At 34.1% G+C, this 16,486-nt stretch carries 17 protein-coding genes; 14 read left to right on the forward strand and 3 right to left on the reverse strand.

What is annotated here, in order from left to right; genetic code table 11:
* Positions 1-17 precede the first annotated feature (17 nt).
* From adk to ACPUVN_RS03910, 6 genes are all read left to right on the forward strand, one after another.
* Positions 18-662, forward strand: a complete 645-nt coding sequence (gene adk / locus ACPUVN_RS03885) for an adenylate kinase (protein ID WP_426357921.1) — start codon at positions 18-20, stop codon at positions 660-662.
* A 230-nt stretch (positions 663-892) separates the two neighbouring features.
* Entirely contained in the window at positions 893-3,988 is a 3,096-nt protein-coding gene (locus ACPUVN_RS03890) for a glycoside hydrolase family 15 protein (RefSeq protein WP_426357920.1), read from the forward strand.
* Between the two features lie 199 nt (positions 3,989-4,187).
* On the forward strand, positions 4,188-4,988 hold the full coding sequence (gene pepA / locus ACPUVN_RS03895; protein WP_426357919.1) for a flocculation-associated PEP-CTERM protein PepA: 801 nt from the start codon (positions 4,188-4,190) through the stop codon (positions 4,986-4,988).
* A gap of 237 nt (positions 4,989-5,225) precedes the next feature.
* Positions 5,226-5,669 (forward strand): DUF4339 domain-containing protein, encoded by a 444-nt coding sequence (locus tag ACPUVN_RS03900; protein ID WP_426357918.1) that lies wholly within the window; start codon positions 5,226-5,228, stop codon positions 5,667-5,669.
* 49 nt (positions 5,670-5,718) lie between these two features.
* Positions 5,719-6,663 (forward strand): DUF4339 domain-containing protein, encoded by a 945-nt coding sequence (locus ACPUVN_RS03905; protein WP_426357917.1) that lies wholly within the window; start codon positions 5,719-5,721, stop codon positions 6,661-6,663.
* 272 nt (positions 6,664-6,935) lie between these two features.
* Complete coding sequence (locus ACPUVN_RS03910; protein WP_426370549.1) at positions 6,936-7,397, forward strand: DJ-1/PfpI family protein; 462 nt, start codon at positions 6,936-6,938, stop codon at positions 7,395-7,397.
* A gap of 26 nt (positions 7,398-7,423) precedes the next feature.
* On the opposite strand, the gene ACPUVN_RS03915 is transcribed toward ACPUVN_RS03910, so the two are convergent.
* Entirely contained in the window at positions 7,424-8,092 is a 669-nt protein-coding gene (locus ACPUVN_RS03915; protein ID WP_426370550.1) for a helix-turn-helix domain-containing protein, read from the reverse strand.
* Positions 8,093-8,392: 300 nt separating this feature from the next.
* On the opposite strand from ACPUVN_RS03915, the gene ACPUVN_RS03920 reads away from it, so the two are divergent.
* The 5 genes from ACPUVN_RS03920 (at position 8,393) to ACPUVN_RS03940 (ending at position 11,579) form a co-directional block, all read left to right on the forward strand.
* On the forward strand, positions 8,393-8,860 hold the full coding sequence (locus tag ACPUVN_RS03920; protein WP_426357915.1) for a YHS domain-containing (seleno)protein: 468 nt from the start codon (positions 8,393-8,395) through the stop codon (positions 8,858-8,860).
* A gap of 76 nt (positions 8,861-8,936) precedes the next feature.
* A complete protein-coding gene (locus ACPUVN_RS03925; RefSeq protein ID WP_426357914.1) occupies positions 8,937-9,224 on the forward strand; it encodes a DUF2282 domain-containing protein in 288 nt (95 codons plus the stop codon).
* Positions 9,225-9,255: 31 nt separating this feature from the next.
* On the forward strand, positions 9,256-10,278 hold the full coding sequence (locus ACPUVN_RS03930) for a DUF692 domain-containing protein (RefSeq protein WP_426370001.1): 1,023 nt from the start codon (positions 9,256-9,258) through the stop codon (positions 10,276-10,278).
* Positions 10,271-11,095, forward strand: coding sequence for a putative DNA-binding domain-containing protein (locus ACPUVN_RS03935; protein WP_426357912.1), 825 nt, complete (start codon positions 10,271-10,273; stop codon positions 11,093-11,095). Before ACPUVN_RS03930 ends, ACPUVN_RS03935 begins: the two co-directional genes overlap by 8 nt.
* Before the next feature lie 46 nt (positions 11,096-11,141).
* Complete coding sequence (locus tag ACPUVN_RS03940) at positions 11,142-11,579, forward strand: DoxX family protein (protein ID WP_426357911.1); 438 nt, start codon at positions 11,142-11,144, stop codon at positions 11,577-11,579.
* Positions 11,580-11,727: 148 nt separating this feature from the next.
* Here the strand turns inward: ACPUVN_RS03940 and ACPUVN_RS03945 are convergent, their stop codons facing one another.
* Both ACPUVN_RS03945 and ACPUVN_RS03950 read right to left on the reverse strand, forming a co-directional pair.
* Complete coding sequence (locus ACPUVN_RS03945; protein WP_426357910.1) at positions 11,728-12,339, reverse strand: class GN sortase; 612 nt, start codon at positions 12,337-12,339, stop codon at positions 11,728-11,730.
* Positions 12,323-14,602, reverse strand: a complete 2,280-nt coding sequence (locus ACPUVN_RS03950) for a marine proteobacterial sortase target protein (RefSeq protein ID WP_426370002.1) — start codon at positions 14,600-14,602, stop codon at positions 12,323-12,325. The genes ACPUVN_RS03945 and ACPUVN_RS03950 overlap by 17 nt, the downstream gene beginning before the upstream one ends.
* Before the next feature lie 246 nt (positions 14,603-14,848).
* On the opposite strand from ACPUVN_RS03950, the gene yeiP reads away from it, so the two are divergent.
* The 3 genes from yeiP (at position 14,849) to tnpA (ending at position 16,466) form a co-directional block, all read left to right on the forward strand.
* Positions 14,849-15,421: an elongation factor P-like protein YeiP gene (gene yeiP / locus ACPUVN_RS03955; RefSeq protein ID WP_426357908.1), complete on the forward strand. Its 573-nt coding sequence runs from the start codon at positions 14,849-14,851 to the stop codon at positions 15,419-15,421.
* A 334-nt stretch (positions 15,422-15,755) separates the two neighbouring features.
* Positions 15,756-15,944, forward strand: a complete 189-nt coding sequence (locus ACPUVN_RS03960) for a hypothetical protein (RefSeq protein ID WP_426357907.1) — start codon at positions 15,756-15,758, stop codon at positions 15,942-15,944.
* 78 nt (positions 15,945-16,022) lie between these two features.
* Positions 16,023-16,466, forward strand: a complete 444-nt coding sequence (gene tnpA, locus ACPUVN_RS03965; protein WP_426357338.1) for an IS200/IS605 family transposase — start codon at positions 16,023-16,025, stop codon at positions 16,464-16,466.
* The last annotated feature ends 20 nt before the right edge of the window (positions 16,467-16,486 follow it).

The raw sequence follows: 16,486 nt of genomic DNA on the forward strand, positions 1-16,486 counted from the left end.
TATAAAGGGCTTTATAAATGCGCATTATTTTATTAGGTGCTCCAGGGGCTGGTAAAGGTACTCAGGCACAATTTTTAATGGCCAAGTTTGGCATCCCACAAATTTCAACTGGTGATATGCTTAGAGCTGCTATTAAAGCTGGTACAGATCTTGGCATTAAAGCTAAAGAAGTGATGGACGCAGGCCAATTGGTTTCAGACGAACTGATTATTGGCTTAGTTAAAGAACGTATTACTCAAGACGATTGTAAGTCTGGTTTTTTACTTGACGGCTTTCCACGAACTATTCCTCAAGCTGACGCGATGAAAGATAATGGCGTTTTAGTTGATTATGTTATTGAGTTTGATGTTCCTGATAGTGTAATTGTTGAACGTATGGCTGGACGTAGAGTTCACTCAGGTTCTGGTCGTGTATATCATATCGTTTATAACCCACCTTCAGTTGAAGGAAAGGATGATGACACAGGTGAAGATCTTTCTATTCGCCCTGATGATGAAGAAGCTACAGTGCGTAAACGTTTAACTGTTTATCATGAGCAAACTAAACCGCTTGTTGAATATTACCAAGCAGAAGCTAAAGCAAATAACTGTTCATATATATCTATCGATGGTACTCAAACTGTTGATACAGTAAATACAATTTTATCTGAAAAACTTTCTTAAGCATTCAATAAAATTTAAATAAAAGCTCGTTTAACGAGCTTTTTTTGTTTTTAATGGTTTATTTTTCATTGATTTTTTAATTAATAGCCGCATTATTAACTCAAGTTCTTTAATTGGTTTGATGTTTATCACTTTTATTTTATACCAATTAACATTCTCTACATTTTTGAACAATACTATTAATACTCCCACTTTATTTTATTTCCATCCTTCTAAAAGGGTAATTATTTATGCAAAAAGCTGATTTATTACATCGTCTATACAAAGATATAAACGATATTATTGTTCAACGACAACACCCTGTTAGCGGATTACTACCAGCTAGTACCGCTATTACAACGCATGGTGATTATACAGATGCTTGGGTTAGAGATAATGTTTACTCTATTCTTAGTGTGTGGAGCTTAAGCATGGCGTTTAAACGTGGTGGAGATAAAATTAAGTGTGATGAGTTAGAGCAATCTACAATTAAACTCATGCGCGGCTTACTTATATCAATGATGCGACAAGCAGATAAAGTAGAAAAATTTAAAACTACATTAGATCCTATGGATTGTTTGCATGCTAAATACAGTACAACTACAGGGCTTACTGTCGTTGGGGATGATGAGTGGGGACACTTGCAAATTGATGCAACGTCAATATTCTTATTGATGGTTGCTCAAATGTCAGCTTCAGGTTTACGCATTATTAAAACAATAGACGAAGTCGACTTTGTTCAAAACCTTGTTTATTACGTAGCCTTTGCTTACAGGACTCCTGATTATGGTATTTGGGAACGTGGTAATAAGATCAATAACGGGAAAACCGAGATTAATGCTAGCTCTGTAGGTATGGCAAAAGCAGCATTACAAGCGCTTGATGGATTTAATCTTTTTGGTGTGGACGCAAACCCACGCGCTATTATTCATACTATTCCTGATGCTATCTCAAGAGCTAGAAATACATTGGCCCATTTATTACCTCGTGAGTCGGTTTCTAAAGAAGTCGATAGCGCTATTTTAAGTGTTATAGGTTTTCCAGCTTTTGCTGTGAGTGATAAAGAATTAGTTAAAGAAACTAAAAATAAAATCTTATCTGAGCTAGGTGGGAATTATGGTTGTAAGCGTTTCTTATGGGACGGGCATCAAACAGCTATCGAAGATCATAGTCGAATGCATTACGAACATTCTGAATTAGCTAGTTTTGAAAATATAGAGTCGGAATGGCCATTATTTTATACTTACTTATATATTCAAGCGCTATTTGATGATGATGACGTTGAAGCTAAAAAATACAAAGACAAACTTGAATCACTTATGGTAGAAGTTGATGGTAAAAGGCTTTTACCTGAATTGTATTATGTTGCGGATGAAAATATTGAAGCTGAAAGAAAATCACCGGGTAGTCAAGTAAGACAACCGAATGAAAACATTCCATTAGTTTGGGCTCAAAGTTTATATTTTACAGGTTTAATGCTAGATGAAGGCGTTATTGAAAAAAGTGATCTAGATCCTTTGAAATTAAGATCTAAATCTACTCAGGCCGCAGAAGCGCAATTAGCTTTAGTTGTTTTAGCTGAAAATAATAGTGTAAAGCAACAGCTTGCGGCTAAAGGCGTTATCGCTGAAACTATTGATGAAATTAGCCCTATAGGTGTTATTACCGCAGAAGAATTAGTTGAGTGTTATAGAAAAGTAGGTGCGAATGAGAGATTAAACTTAACAGGACGCTCTAAGCGTCGTCTTCAAGGATTAGCAACAGCTCAAACGCATACCTTTAATGGTAAAGCTTATTTATCGCTTTCAAGCTTACAACATAAAGAAAACAACTATAGAATATTTGATGCAGAACTAGCCACTGAGCATTTAGAAAGTGAAGTAAGTCATATTAGTAAACACTGGATTAATGATGAAGTCGCTGTATTTAGTTACCTATTAACACAAGATATGTGTGATAGCGTAAATGTAGATGTGCTATTGGATACGATTAGAGCGTTACAATTAAGAACGACCCAAACAAATGTAGGTTATGCTTCAGCAAGCCTAGCTTATAGAGCCTCAAGAGAAAACCAGCTTGTTGTGCCTAGTATTAATATACATGCATTAGCTAATACACCAGAAGTTTCCAATTCACACATTATTCCATTCGACTTTTCATTGTTTTCAGAAACAATCCAAGAAGGGTTGAAGTCATTCGATTTTTCAGATAAAACCAGTTACGAGCAGTTAATGACTTGGAGTACTGAATATCAATTAGACACCAATTTAGCCTCAAATATTGAAACAACTGATGAAGATGATAGTAGTAATGTTACCTTTAAATGTTTAGTTGAAAGTATCTACAGTAGAGCTCAACATAAACAACACTGGTTAACAGCTCGATTATGTTTCTCATTACTTGAATTGTCTTATAAAGATCTTGTTGATGATCTTTCTCAGGTTTGTGCTCGAAATATCACTATTGCTGTAGGGCATAACGATGAAACGATCCTTAATGGAGAACACTTTTTACTAAAACCTAAGAATCTTGTAAAAAAACTCGATAGTGCATCAGATAATTTACTTGAAAGAACACTCGTTCAAGAGCTGCTCGTTATTCTTGGGAATCTAGTTCGTACAAATACGCATTTATTTGATGGTTTACGATCTATTAAGCTTAATAGTATTTTAGCTATTTGTGCAGAAGGTATTGAATGCGCTGAAGAGTCACTTACTTTTTTATCAAGTAAGTCACCAGCGGATCTAAATAACATCGTAAAGAAAATACTTAATGCACAGCAAGAAGCATTTAATTTCGGTGCTGAATATAGCTCTACAGCTCAATTAAATAATCATAATATTTCTGATCAAGCACAAGCAATAGATACCGACTGGATACAATGGCGAACAGCTAGAGGTTTGGTTACACGTATAGATGATGTGTTTTTGACTGATATATGGCAGAGCTTATCAAATACTCAAACTATTATTTTTGGTGATAATAGAAATGCTACCGAGATATTAGATGCGAATAGGGTACGTACATCAATGACACCCAAAGAAGAGAGCTTTGCACAAACACTTGATGTATTAATTCAGCACCTACATCCAACTTATTATAAATCAGCTATTGTTGAAGTTTTATATGCTTTTACCCAATATTGTAAAACATACCCAGATTCAAGTTTTGAAATAATCGTCTTGGGTGAGATTATAGAAGAAGCAGCAAAACGTTACGTTATTGATTCAAATTTAGATATTGGCCAAGAAAGAAGCTTAGATGTACTCATGGCGCAACCGCCAGAAGTATTAAAAAAGTATGTGTTTAGTGTTTTTGAAGCATTAAGTATATTAAAAACTAGCTAAAGTAATGTGTCGGTTTTCTTTACAATCCATGCTGTGTATGAAGTGTTTGTTATTTTTTGTTTTTGTAAGCTACTGTAAATAAAGGGTTGTTAAATGTTGGCACGTAGTATGCTTTATTGTTAATACGAGATAGATAGTAATTAAATATTTAATTACTTATCCAAATAACTTTACAATTTATATTTATAAGGAATTAAACATGAAAAAATTATTACTTGCTTCATTAGTAACTGCTACATCGTTTGGTGCTTCTGCATCTTCTGTAATTACATTTGATGATTCATCATTCAATAATATTACTAATTCAACAGTAGTTTTTGATGAAATTCAGTTTACAAATGATCCTGCAACTGTAACTCAAACAGATTCAACTCCTAATGGCAGCACTTACGGCGGTCCTGATTCATTCGTTGAAGTTGGTTCTACAGATGCTTTAGCTTTTGCTTTAAACAATGCTACTACTAACGTTGACCCTGCATACGAAATTTTTTATGACTACAGCCTTATAGGTACTTCAGAAGTTGTAACACTTCCTAGTTTCCCAGGTTTTGCTGGTGGTGATTACTTATCAGTATCTTTCACTGCAAATGCTGGTACTTCAGGTTTATACTTAGATACTACCGTTAATACTATGTTAAATACTGTTAATACTCAATTAGCTTCATTTACTGTTAACAGTGGTGGCACTTGTTTAGTTAGATTATCTAATCAAATAGGTAACTGTAACATTGATTTAGATATTAGTTTTGCAGCTGGTTACTTCTTTGATGCTGCAGGTAATGATTTAGCAACACAACCTGGTGCTCAAACAGCATCATTAGTTGTGACTGTTGATGATATTGGTGGTTACTCAGTTGATTATAACGGTGGCCAACCGACTCAAGAATTTAAAATCAGTCATGACGGTCATATGACTTTTGACGTTCCAGAGCCAGCTTCTGTAGCTATCTTAGGTTTAGGTCTTTTAGGTTTTGCTGGCGCACGTCGTCGTAAAGCTTAATTAAAGATATAACTTATTGTTTATAGAATAAGTTAATTAAAAGCCGAACAGTTGTTCGGCTTTTTTGTGCCTAATTTTTAGTAAAAAATAATTAATGTTACTGAAATTTAACTTTTGTGTTCATGACATTAAATAAATAGATGAAAATATATCCATAACTTGATAGATTAATAACTGAAAAAATATACTCATAACAATAATAAATTTATATTCATAATAATTAATGGAAGTAATAAAATGAATAAATGGCTATTTTCAAACAATGGTAAAATAACTGAGTCTCTTAGCTTTTCTGAAGCACAAGAATACATTTCAAATAATCCAACTCTCGATTTATATGTATGGCACCCTTCCTTTACCTATTGGATGCCACTGCATAGTATTGATGATTTTGAAGTAGAAATTTCTATACCAACACCTCCAGTCGCTTTGCCGAAAGACTTAATTGAAGAATATAAAAATCAAGAACAAGCATTATTCAAAACTCTTTCAAGAATAGACAATACCTTAGGTAATACAAGAGCTGCATTTTCAGATCTCAATAATGATATCGATACTTATCAATCATTTACTGAAAAGTTGAATGCAGAAGTTGATGTAACTCTAAGAAATGTACGTAAACAATACGAAGCATTGCAAAAGAGTATTGACGAATTTAAAAAGGAAGAACTTGTTTTTTAAATTAAAACAAGACATTCAACATTAACCATAATAACAATAAGATATAATTATGAAAAAATGGTACTTTTCTGATAATGGCCAAGTTTCAGGCCCTTTAAATATAAATGATGCGACCTCATTACTCGCTAAAAATAATGACCTTTATGGTTGGAACCCTTCTTTTAGCCAATGGTTACCTGTTGCACAGATAGCTGAACTTAGTGAGTTCATCTCTGAAAGTAAACCCGTAACTCAAATATCTAAAGAGTTAATTGATAAGTTTGTTTCTAAAAAACGAGATTTAAATAAAAAAATTAAATTAATAGATGAATTGATTAAAAATACTAAAAGTAATTTGTATACTTTTGAAGGGATCATTAAAAACTACAATAGTTTGACTGAAGATTTATCACCAGAAGTGAAAGCTAATATCTTACCTATCGAGAAGAAACAGCTTCTACTGTCTAAGCAATTAACTGAATTAATCCGAGCTACAGATATCGCAAAGAATGAAATAATAGATGTGGTTAAAGAGTTCGGTGATCTTGTACTAAGTAAAACGTCGGGAAGCTCTGACGATCTGATAAATATTGACGATCTTCCTGAACTTAAACAAGTAAAAAAACAAGATGGGCTTGGTCAAGCTAAAGCTGAAGTAGAGTTAAAACAGCCGCAAAAAATAGGCATAAAAAAAGAAGTTGATAAAGCTGAAGTAATTCTAGAGCCACCTACAGAACAAGGTGTATTAACTAAAGGTAAGGATGTTGACAAAGGCCATCCTAGTACTTCTGTAGAACATGATAATACGGCGTTTTATGATGTTAAAAGCAGATTGAAGTCTGTATTTAAAGCTAAAAGCGAAGAGCCAGCTATTTCATTATCTGAACAGTTAAAAATAAATAACCTTAAAGTTAAAACAGATGATGAAGTCGTGAATATTGATGATGAAATCAATGAAGACTTACTTGATGATGACGAAGAAAAGAAAACAAGAAGAAGACGTAGACGTTTCTAATTAACTTATTTTTATCCGCAAAATTAATTGCAAATAAATTCGTTGATGATAATTTAAATTGTATGAGTGGATTGTCATTCATACAATCTTATTTTCTGTTAAAAAGTATTTCACCAATTCATATTAGATTTTTAATCTAAAATATCATTTCCTTTATTGATAATGGTATCTGAAAATTTCTTAAATCCCCCTTTTACTAAAGACCATCTATGCCAATACAAGGTTTGAATTATGTGTTTATTGGGTAAGAGATCAATAAGTGTACCTTCCTAATTAATCAAAGTGATGGGATAGTTAAAGCTAGATCAAATTATAAACTTGTACCCGATTATCAAATTAATAATCATCCAGAAATAGATCTATTAATAATCGTTGGTGGTGATCATACAAACGAATTGAACAAAAAACAGGTTACTGATCGGATATTAGAGCAAAGCATAAAAGCTAAAATAGTTGCTTCTGTTTGTACAGGTGTATTTTTATTAGCTAAAGCGGGTGTTATTTATGATCACGAAGTAACAACACATTGGGAAGATATTAACGATTTACAAATGAAATACCCAAAGCTTACAGTTAAACGAGATGTTCGTTGGGTTGAACAAGGCAATATAATAACTTCCGGCGGTATTTCTGCTGGAATCGATATGAGCCTTCATTTAGTCAGTCGAATGAGTTCACCAGAGCATGCAATAGCTACCGCTAAACAGATGGAGTTTAGTTGGTCTAGTTTATAAGGAGTGTATATCTATTTGAAAATACTTTATAAGCTATCCAGCCATTCTTTGGGCGATAAGCCACAAGTTTTTCTAAAGACTCTAGCCAGGGCAGAAGCGGTTTCATACCCGACACTATTTGCTACAAGACTGACACTTTTCCCTTGTTTTAATAGAGTTTGCGCTACGCCAACACGCCAGCGAATTAAATATTCATTTGGCGTTTGATCAATCACACTCTTAAATACGTCAGCGAACTTAGAGCGAGACATCGCTGCAGTTTCTGCCATGACTTCTAAAGTCCAAGGTTTTTCAGGCGCATTATGTATCGCTTGTAAAACTTTCTTCAGTTGAGGATGCATGAGCCCTGACAACATACCTTGCGCTAATTCGCCGTTGTGTAATAAAGAACGGATCATATTAATAATGAATATTTCCATTAATCGATTCATCACAGCTTGCCGACCTTGCTGATCTTCTTCGGCGGCTTCTTGAATAATCCAATCGATATTTGTTTGTAAAAAAGGAGATTGCTCTAATGGAAGAATGAGTAAATCAGGTAAGGTATCGGCCAATAAGCTAGAGGTACTACTTCCATAACTTAATGTTGCACAAATGAGTTCAGCGTTATCTACTTCTTTTGCCTGTAAACCATGCTTAAGTGGTCTAGGGAGAAATATAAGCGAAGGTCTATCAAGTACGATCTTTTTTTTTATCCAAACCTACAATTGATAATGATCCACTTCGTAATAAGTGAATATGTCCCTCTAAAGCGTTGTCATCTTTAAAACTTGATAAACCACATAGTTTACCTGTGTAAAAGACTCCAGCCTGTAAAGTGAAGCGATCTATTATCTGAGAAAGGTGATCCATAGCAGTATTGGACGATTTGATTCAAAGTTTGGACGATTGTATCTCACGCCTTTACGGAACTACACTATTATTTCATCCGTACTTAATACCCATTATTAAAACATTATTAAAACATTATTAAAAATACGAATGAGGAATACATTATGTTTAAAACAACTTTAAAAACTCTTTTAGCTGGTTCTATTTTAGCAGCTAGCAGCTTATCTTTTGCTGCGGATATTGATATGAATGCTGATGCGAATGACTTAGCTATTCAAGGTTATGACCCTGTAAGTTATTTTGCAAATGCTAACCCTACTATAGGTAAAGCAAATTACACCGCAACATATAAAGGTGGCATTTATCGCTTTAGTTCAGAAGAGAATCGCGATACATTTAAAAATAGCCCAAGTAAATATGCTCCTCAATATGGTGGATATTGTGCTTTTGGTGTTTCAATGGAGAAAAAGTTTGATACAGATCCATTAGCTTGGAAAATTGTTGATAACAAGCTATATCTTAATTTAAACAAAGATGTACAAAAGAAGTGGTTAACAGACGTACCAGGATACTTAAATTCAGCAAATGAAAATTGGCCTGAAATTAAAAGTGTTGAAGCAAAAAAATTATAATTTAATGAAAGTTACAATCTATTAATACGTTCTAATAGATTGTAAGTATTATTTTTTAACTTTAAAGGAAAAAATTATGAGTCATAAATTAGCATTATCAAGCGCATTAGCGGCAGCTCTTACTTTAGGCGCAGTTGCAGACAGTGTAGCTGGCGAAGAACGAGTTAAAAAAGAAAAGTGTTATGGCGTATCACTAGCAGGTCAAAACGATTGTAGTAATATCGCAGGAACACATTCTTGTGCGGGTCAATCTACATTAGATAACGATCCAGGTGAATGGCGTTTAGTAAACAAAGGTTTATGTAAAGTTAAAGGCGGTTTAACAAGTAAAGAAGCTCGCGCAAAAGTTAAAATGCAGTCTTAATTTTAATTGATGTTTCTGGAGTATAAATTCTATGAGTGATGATATTAAAGCAGCATCAAAACTCCCCTTAATTGGTGTGGGTTTAAGGCATGAACATTATGATGAAGCCTTGAATACTCCAGCTGACATTGACTTTATTGAGGTACATGCGGAGAATTTCTTTGCTGATGGTGGCGCAAGTTACCAATTGTTTAATGATATAAATCAAAAATACGCTATAAGTTTGCATGCAACATCTTTAGGTTTAGGTTCTGCTTCGCAAACACCACTTAAACAAATTAATCAACTTAACGGATTAATAAAACGTTGTGAGCCCATTTTAGTCTCTGATCATGCGTGTTTTAGTTGGGCTGATATAAATAACAAACATGTACATGGTGGTGATTTACTGCCCGTACCATTTAATGAAGAAAGCCTTAATTTAATGGCGGCTAATGTTCTACGTGTGCAACGTGTTTTAGGTCGAACGATACTTGTAGAAAATTTATCGGCTTATTTAGAGTTACCTGATTCTATTTATAGCGAGAGCGAGTTTTTAGTTAAATTATGCGAACTTACGCAGTGTAAATTATTAATTGATTTGAATAATTTAGTTGTTAACGCAACTAATCATGCATTATTGAGTGGCACAGGCGAAAAGCTTAATGTTGTTGAGTATGCTAAACAATGGTTAGCTAACATTCCAACTGACATTGTGGCTGAGTTTCATTTAGCGGGCTGTACGCCTGTATCTGTAAACAATTTAATGATTGATGATCATAGTTGTCCTGTATCTATTAATACATGGGCAATATATTACTTTGCACTTACACGTTTTGGTGCCGTTCCAACATTGATTGAATGGGATGAAAACCTTCCATCGTGGGCAACTTTGCTTGCTGAAGCTAACAAAGCTAAAGATATTGCCAAAATGATTTTTGGTAACGATGAAGACACTAGTTTTACCGATATTCTTGACGAAAGTGAATACTTTCTTAGTAGTAGTGAAGATTACCAATTGGAAGAAATCGAACAAGCAGATGATATTCATTGTATGAGTCATCAACATGCTTGATCAGCAACAGACTAAATTATTAGAAGCTATATTTTTAGATAACAGCTTATTTAATCACTCATCAGAAAATGATGTGAAAAATAAAGGACTTAAAATATATCAGCACAGTCTAATTGCTAATGCTGCACGAGCTTTATCAATAACCTTTGCAACAGTGCATTCTTATTTAGGTAAAAATACATTTGATGCAATAGTTAAAAAGTATTTAAAAGCAGAATTGAAACAAGAATACGATTGGGGAGAGTTTGGTAGTAGCTTATCTAGTTTTATTGCAAAACAAGATATTGAGAATGCTTATTTACTTTCTCAATTAGCTGAACTTGATTTTTTTTGCCATCAGTCAGAACGTAGTAAAGATATACCTGTTGATTTAACAACATTAAATTTATTGAGTGAGCATGATGCATACGAGTTATATATTAGCTTTTGCTCGGGCATAAACGTAATGCAATCAATACTACCGTTAGATGAAATAAATAATACCATCACTCAACTAACTGAAGAGCAAAAAATTAATAGCCTTGCTGATGTTACTCAAAAACTTACAGAGTTTTCAACAAGATATAATCCAGCTGATAATAAAAGCGAAACACTATATAACTTCATTATTTGGCGACCAGATTTTCAAGCGCAATACACTCGTATTTCAACTGAAGAATACCTATGGTTCAACACTTTGTTGGACAAAGATCTAACATCTAAAACTTCAATTGGTCAGGCACTTGATGACTTAAATGAAACAGATTTTTCATTTGTTGAATGGCTACCTAAAGCCATACAAGAACGACTTATTAATGGCATTACCCTACAAAAATAATAACTATAATATAATTCATAACTATTCAAATATAAGGCACTCAAATATGACTATTCAAAAGGTTAGAGATTTTCACAACCAAATCTTAGGGTTTGCAGAATTATTAAAAGCCCCTGCATTTCTTTTTACACGTATCTACATAGCTAATATTTTCTTTAAATCAGGGCTCACCAAATTACGTGATTGGGAATCAACATTAATGTTATTTGAATATGAGTATGAAGTGCCAGTGCTCTCTTATGAAGTGGCTGCATGGCTAGCAACAGCAGGTGAGCTTGTTTTACCTGTATTACTTGTATTTGGTTTATTTACACGACTATCAGCCGTCGGATTATTTATTGTTAATGCTGTTGCGGTTATCAGTTTAGTTGATATACCTCCCGCTGCATTTAATGAGCATGTATTGTGGGGAAGTTTAATTGTAATGCTTATCGTATTAGGCGGACAACGTTTCTCATTAGATAAGATGTTAAAAATAACTTAGGTTAACTGTTAATTTAATCGTTTTTCACATTAAAAAAGCAAGCGAATGCTATGAGCATAAGCTTGCTTATTTTATTAACTACATCTTAATTCATTCAAACCATTTATCTTTTGTGAACCGCTTAAATATAGAACCAACAATAAGTCTATTAGCCGATCATTTCATTGAGCTTTTTAGCCTTAACCACATAACGTAAGCTGCCTCCTGCTCGCATAGCATTAAACGGGTAGCAAGTAATTAATAGTAATTCAGGTTCCCCCATATCTAATAATAATGGTGTTTTATCACTGTCTATAATTTCGATACTTTCAACTCGGTAACGTTGAGTATTGCCATTTATATCTCCAAGCTTAATTACATCTTCCATTTGTACATCTTGTAAAAAACTAAAATGGGTATCTCTGTGCCCAGCAATAACAAAAGGGCGATTACTACTTAATGTTGAATATTGATGCATAACACCTGCTGAAAATGCCAGCGTTGTTGGATCTGTCCCTTTAAGTAATACCATCGACTTATTTAGTCGTTCAATATCCATTTTAGCTATCGCTGTTGTATCTGCCCATGGCCAAGGCGGAGATGGCTCCTTAGTTGTTTGTGTAACTTCCCAGCTATAAGCTATTAACTCTTGAGATAACCAAGCTTTAGCTGGAAGATACATACTGTGTGCAATGATTAAAAATGAAACGCCACATAATATAATGGAACAGAATCTCAAGTTTAAGCTATTGGCGATACTTTGATTAAAGAGAAACTTCATGGTTATTCCTCTTTAGTCTTGAAAGCCAAAGAAGAGAAATTGCTAGAAGAGCTAAGCCCAATAATAATTGTAACTTCCAACCAACAGCTGTTTTCGGAAATACAGTCGCATGTAAGCTATTTTTGCTTGCTAACTTTTGACTCGCTTGTTTCTCTTTTTGTGCTAATAGTTCCTCCTTTCGTTTATCTATTTCATCAGCACTTAATATTTCTTTTTCTACAGCGATAAAGCTTGTATAAGGCGACATCACCTGATGTTTTAATGAGGTCATAATCACATCATTTTTAACTACTGCTAGTGGCTTACCAACAACTAAACCATCTAACAAATCTTCAATTTTAGCTCTTGCCCAAATAGATGATATGCCTGAGTTATTATCTACTGTTTTAGCTGTATTTAATTCAACCTCTTGCTGCCAGCCTTTGTTGGCTAAATCACCAAACATTTGAATGCTTGCAGGTTTATCTGTGGTTTTAAATGCAATAATAAGTGGCTCATTCGCATATAAATCAGGGATCTTATTTGGGAATTGTTCAATGTTTCCAAGGTGTAATGGATGAAACTGAACATTAATATTGGTGAGAGCAGGCTGGCTAATCTTTTCTAATAACATAGCCATCTTCTTTTCTACTTCATCAATATTACCAATAAAAGTATAGCTACCTTGTCCAAATTGAGCTGCTTTACGCATAAAGAACCCATTAGGTGCACTACCAATTCCTACTGTAAATAAACGTGGTAAATCGGTGGTTTTTTTAATTAACTTAAATAGCGCTAATTCATTACTTACCGCGCCATCTGTAATAAAGAGTATTTGTTTGATCGCATTTTCATTTTGTAATGGTGTTTGTTGCATGCTCAAAGCATTGCTCAAGGGTTGATACATTTCAGTGCCGCCATCAGCTGAAAGTTGATTAATAAAGGTTAATGCGTTGGCTATATTTTTTGAGGTTGCCATTTTCGTTTGTCGAAACAAGTTGGTTGAAAGGGACTCAAAGGCAATAATATTAAAGCTGTCATGTTCGGTAAGTGTATTAAGTGCAAAACGTAAGCTTTGCTTGGCTTGTATCATTGATTCACCTTGCATTGAGCCTGACGTATCAATAATAAAAGTTATATCTCGAGCGAATGAAGTCGCTAATTGTTCATTATCATCAAGTGTTGAATATATTGGCGGTAATAACATCGCTAACGTATATTCTTCACCATCTAAGGTTTGATTATAAAGGCTTAATTGCGGAGCATTTGACGCTTTTGGACGCCACTGTAATACAAAGTCTTTATCCATCGGAACTTGTACATTACCGACGCTTATTTTTACAGGTTCGCCATTTAATTCGTTATTATTTAATTTCAACGTATGTGAAGGACTATCAATACTTGCGAGTTGAATACCTGCATTTAAATTCACACGTAAATTTATTTGGTTCTTATTTAGTTGTGTAAATTGGGAAAGTTCGGAAATAGATAAGTCTTCATTCAGTAAGCGAGTTGAACTTGAGTAAAAACCAGTTTCATTCTTTGTTTCTAAATTATCACTTGTTATAGGTAGCGACACAGGCTGATAACGAGGCGTAATACTCATCGGAAAGCGTAAACTGAATTCACCGTCAGTATAGTCAACATGTTGAACGTATTTTATTGTTACGGTTATTTGCTCATTAGGCGCTATATTAGCGATTTTATTGGTAAAAAGGTTAGGACGATGTTGTTCAACTAAGCTGGCTTTTTTACCTGAAGCTTTGGCTTGATTAAATAATTTTTTAGCTTCGTTTTTTTCTAATATTTTCCCTTCAATTTCTCTTTTGCCGACTTGGATCTTTAAATAATTAACAGCAGAGTTTTCAGGTAAAGGAAAGGTATACAAACCATTAGTTATTTCATCACCTGTATTTAAAAAAGACTGAGTCACAGTAACTGAGGCTATTATGCCGTTAATATCAAATGAGGCTGCTGAATTAAGTAAGATAGCGGATTGATACAATTGAGTTTCTTTTAAGTTAGTTTTAACGGTTTCAGTCGACTCAAACAATAACTGACCACTACTCACATCATCTAAACTAGAATAATTGTTATAGGTTGTAGCATTAAGAGGCATTACATAAAAAGCACAACCTGCCAATAAACCCACCAATAAAAGCCATTTCAGTAATGACAATGGTGAGTACCATTTACTACTTCGGTTACGGCGATTATAAGTAGGCGCATAATCAATGATCTCTCTATTTCTGCGTGCTTTTGATAATAAGGTTTGTTTAAACATAATGTCGTCTTCGATGTATTTAATGTAATTGTATTAAAGCAATCAAATTCGACTATTAACCGACAACAAAAAGGCAATGTAAGGCTGAAATAGGGCGAAATTATGGCAAAAGTTTAAACAACTTATGACATATAGCAGAAATTAGGTGTTTAACGCTTTATTTAGCAAGGTATTAGCCGATAAGCGCTTGCATAAAATTGAGTTCATGCTATTTTTCCAGCATTCATTATTTTAAGGAAGTTTTTCATGCCAAAGGCAAGTGACGTTAAAAAGAATACCGCGATAGAACATAACGGTAGTGTTTACATTGTTAAAGATATTGAGCGCTCAGTACCGCAAGGTCGCGCAGGTGGCAGTTTATATCGTATGCGTATGTACGATGTAGTTTCAGGTCATAAAGTTGATGAAACATTTAAAGACAGCGACATGCTTAAATTAGCTGAACTAACACGTCGCCCAGTGATGTTTTCGTATATTGACGGTGATCAATATGTATTTATGGATAACGAAGATTACACGCCATATAACCTGAATTTAGACGCGATTACTGATGAAGCACGCTTTATTACTGAAGAAACTGAAGGCTTATTAATTATTTCTATTGATGAAACGCCTGTTGCCATTGATTTACCAGCAAGTGTTGAGCTAGTTATCACAGAAACAGACCCGTCAATTAAAGGTGGTTCTGCTACTGCTCGTACTAAACCAGCAATTCTTTCTACAGGTTTAACAGTACAAGTACCTGAGCATGTTTCTACTGGTGACAAAATCAAAGTGAATACAGCTGAATGTAAATTTATGGGTCGTGCAGACAAATAAATATTTATTATCTAAGAAGCCTCAATAAGTTTACTTATTGAGGCTTCTTTTTGACCATAATAAAATGTTTTTTTAAATATGAATTATACTTATTTGTGACTAAACACAGAATGCATGCAAAAAGTGCTACGGAGTTCAAAGTTTAAGGAAGAGATATTAATGTGATCTATAGTGCTTATTTTTACGTATTCATGTTTTGAAACATTATGAGTTATCAAACCTTCACATGATTATTGAGTAGTTTTGACTCTTAATTTAAATATAAAGTGGTAGTTTTAGTCTTTTAGTAAGCACAGAATCTATCATCTTTATGTATTATTAAACTGGAGTTAACATGTCGTTAAAAACAAAGTTTATACTGATGCAATCCTCGTTAGTTATCACTCTTTCTATCGCTATTATCGCTGTTCTTCTTTATTTTTCTATCGCCCAAGTTGAAGTAGATTCAGAGCGTCAGTTCAAAGATAATTTAATCGCTAAACGTTCTTTAGTGGCCAAAGAAGTCGTTGATTATTTTAACTAGCGAAGCGTAAATCTCGGGGGCTTGCCCCCGTGCTGGATAGTGTATACTGGGGGGACCCCAGTAAATGCTATTCTTCATATGGAACTTCAAAGAAATACACATCATGTCTTTAGATTAATGTACCACTTTGTGTGGATACCAAAGTATCGACACAAAGTCTTCATTGAACCTTATCGTTCAACAATGAAAGCAATTATTCAAAAAGTAGGATATGACTACGATATTGATATCGTAGAGTTAGAAATTCCGAGTGACCATATTCATATGGTTATTAGAGGGATCCCTAAACAGTCGCCAAGCGATGTTATGCAAATAATTAAAAGTATAACTGCTCGTGAGTTTTTTAGAATTTATCCTGAAATTAAAAAGCAGTATTTCTGGGGCGGTAAATTATGGACACAAAGCTTTTTTGTTGAAACGATTGGTAACGCAACAGAAGAAGTTATCAGGAAATATGTTCAAGAACAGTTAATCGAATTAGATGGTAAAGAAATTAATAGCGATCAACTGAACTTGTTTTGAAACTCGGTCGCTTGCGGCCG

The organism is Pseudocolwellia antarctica, from assembly GCF_049933045.1.
GTDB lineage: Bacteria > Pseudomonadota > Gammaproteobacteria > Enterobacterales > Alteromonadaceae > Pseudocolwellia.

What these genes read in the sequence shown, in the direction of transcription:
- tnpA (WP_426357338.1), top strand. Translation starts at nt 16,023, where the DNA reads ATGGAACTTCAAAGAAATACACATCATGTCTTTAGATTAATGTACCAC.
- ACPUVN_RS03905 (WP_426357917.1), top strand. Translation starts at nt 5,719, where the DNA reads ATGAAAAAATGGTACTTTTCTGATAATGGCCAAGTTTCAGGCCCTTTA.
- ACPUVN_RS03930 (WP_426370001.1), top strand. Translation starts at nt 9,256, where the DNA reads ATGAGTGATGATATTAAAGCAGCATCAAAACTCCCCTTAATTGGTGTG.
- ACPUVN_RS03950 (WP_426370002.1), bottom strand. Translation starts at nt 14,602, where the DNA reads ATGTTTAAACAAACCTTATTATCAAAAGCACGCAGAAATAGAGAGATC.
- ACPUVN_RS03890 (WP_426357920.1), top strand. Translation starts at nt 893, where the DNA reads ATGCAAAAAGCTGATTTATTACATCGTCTATACAAAGATATAAACGAT.
- ACPUVN_RS03925 (WP_426357914.1), top strand. Translation starts at nt 8,937, where the DNA reads ATGAGTCATAAATTAGCATTATCAAGCGCATTAGCGGCAGCTCTTACT.
- ACPUVN_RS03940 (WP_426357911.1), top strand. Translation starts at nt 11,142, where the DNA reads ATGACTATTCAAAAGGTTAGAGATTTTCACAACCAAATCTTAGGGTTT.
- ACPUVN_RS03945 (WP_426357910.1), bottom strand. Translation starts at nt 12,339, where the DNA reads ATGAAGTTTCTCTTTAATCAAAGTATCGCCAATAGCTTAAACTTGAGA.
- ACPUVN_RS03960 (WP_426357907.1), top strand. Translation starts at nt 15,756, where the DNA reads ATGTCGTTAAAAACAAAGTTTATACTGATGCAATCCTCGTTAGTTATC.
- yeiP (WP_426357908.1), top strand. Translation starts at nt 14,849, where the DNA reads ATGCCAAAGGCAAGTGACGTTAAAAAGAATACCGCGATAGAACATAAC.
- ACPUVN_RS03935 (WP_426357912.1), top strand. Translation starts at nt 10,271, where the DNA reads ATGCTTGATCAGCAACAGACTAAATTATTAGAAGCTATATTTTTAGAT.
- pepA (WP_426357919.1), top strand. Translation starts at nt 4,188, where the DNA reads ATGAAAAAATTATTACTTGCTTCATTAGTAACTGCTACATCGTTTGGT.
- ACPUVN_RS03920 (WP_426357915.1), top strand. Translation starts at nt 8,393, where the DNA reads ATGTTTAAAACAACTTTAAAAACTCTTTTAGCTGGTTCTATTTTAGCA.
- ACPUVN_RS03900 (WP_426357918.1), top strand. Translation starts at nt 5,226, where the DNA reads ATGAATAAATGGCTATTTTCAAACAATGGTAAAATAACTGAGTCTCTT.
- adk (WP_426357921.1), top strand. Translation starts at nt 18, where the DNA reads ATGCGCATTATTTTATTAGGTGCTCCAGGGGCTGGTAAAGGTACTCAG.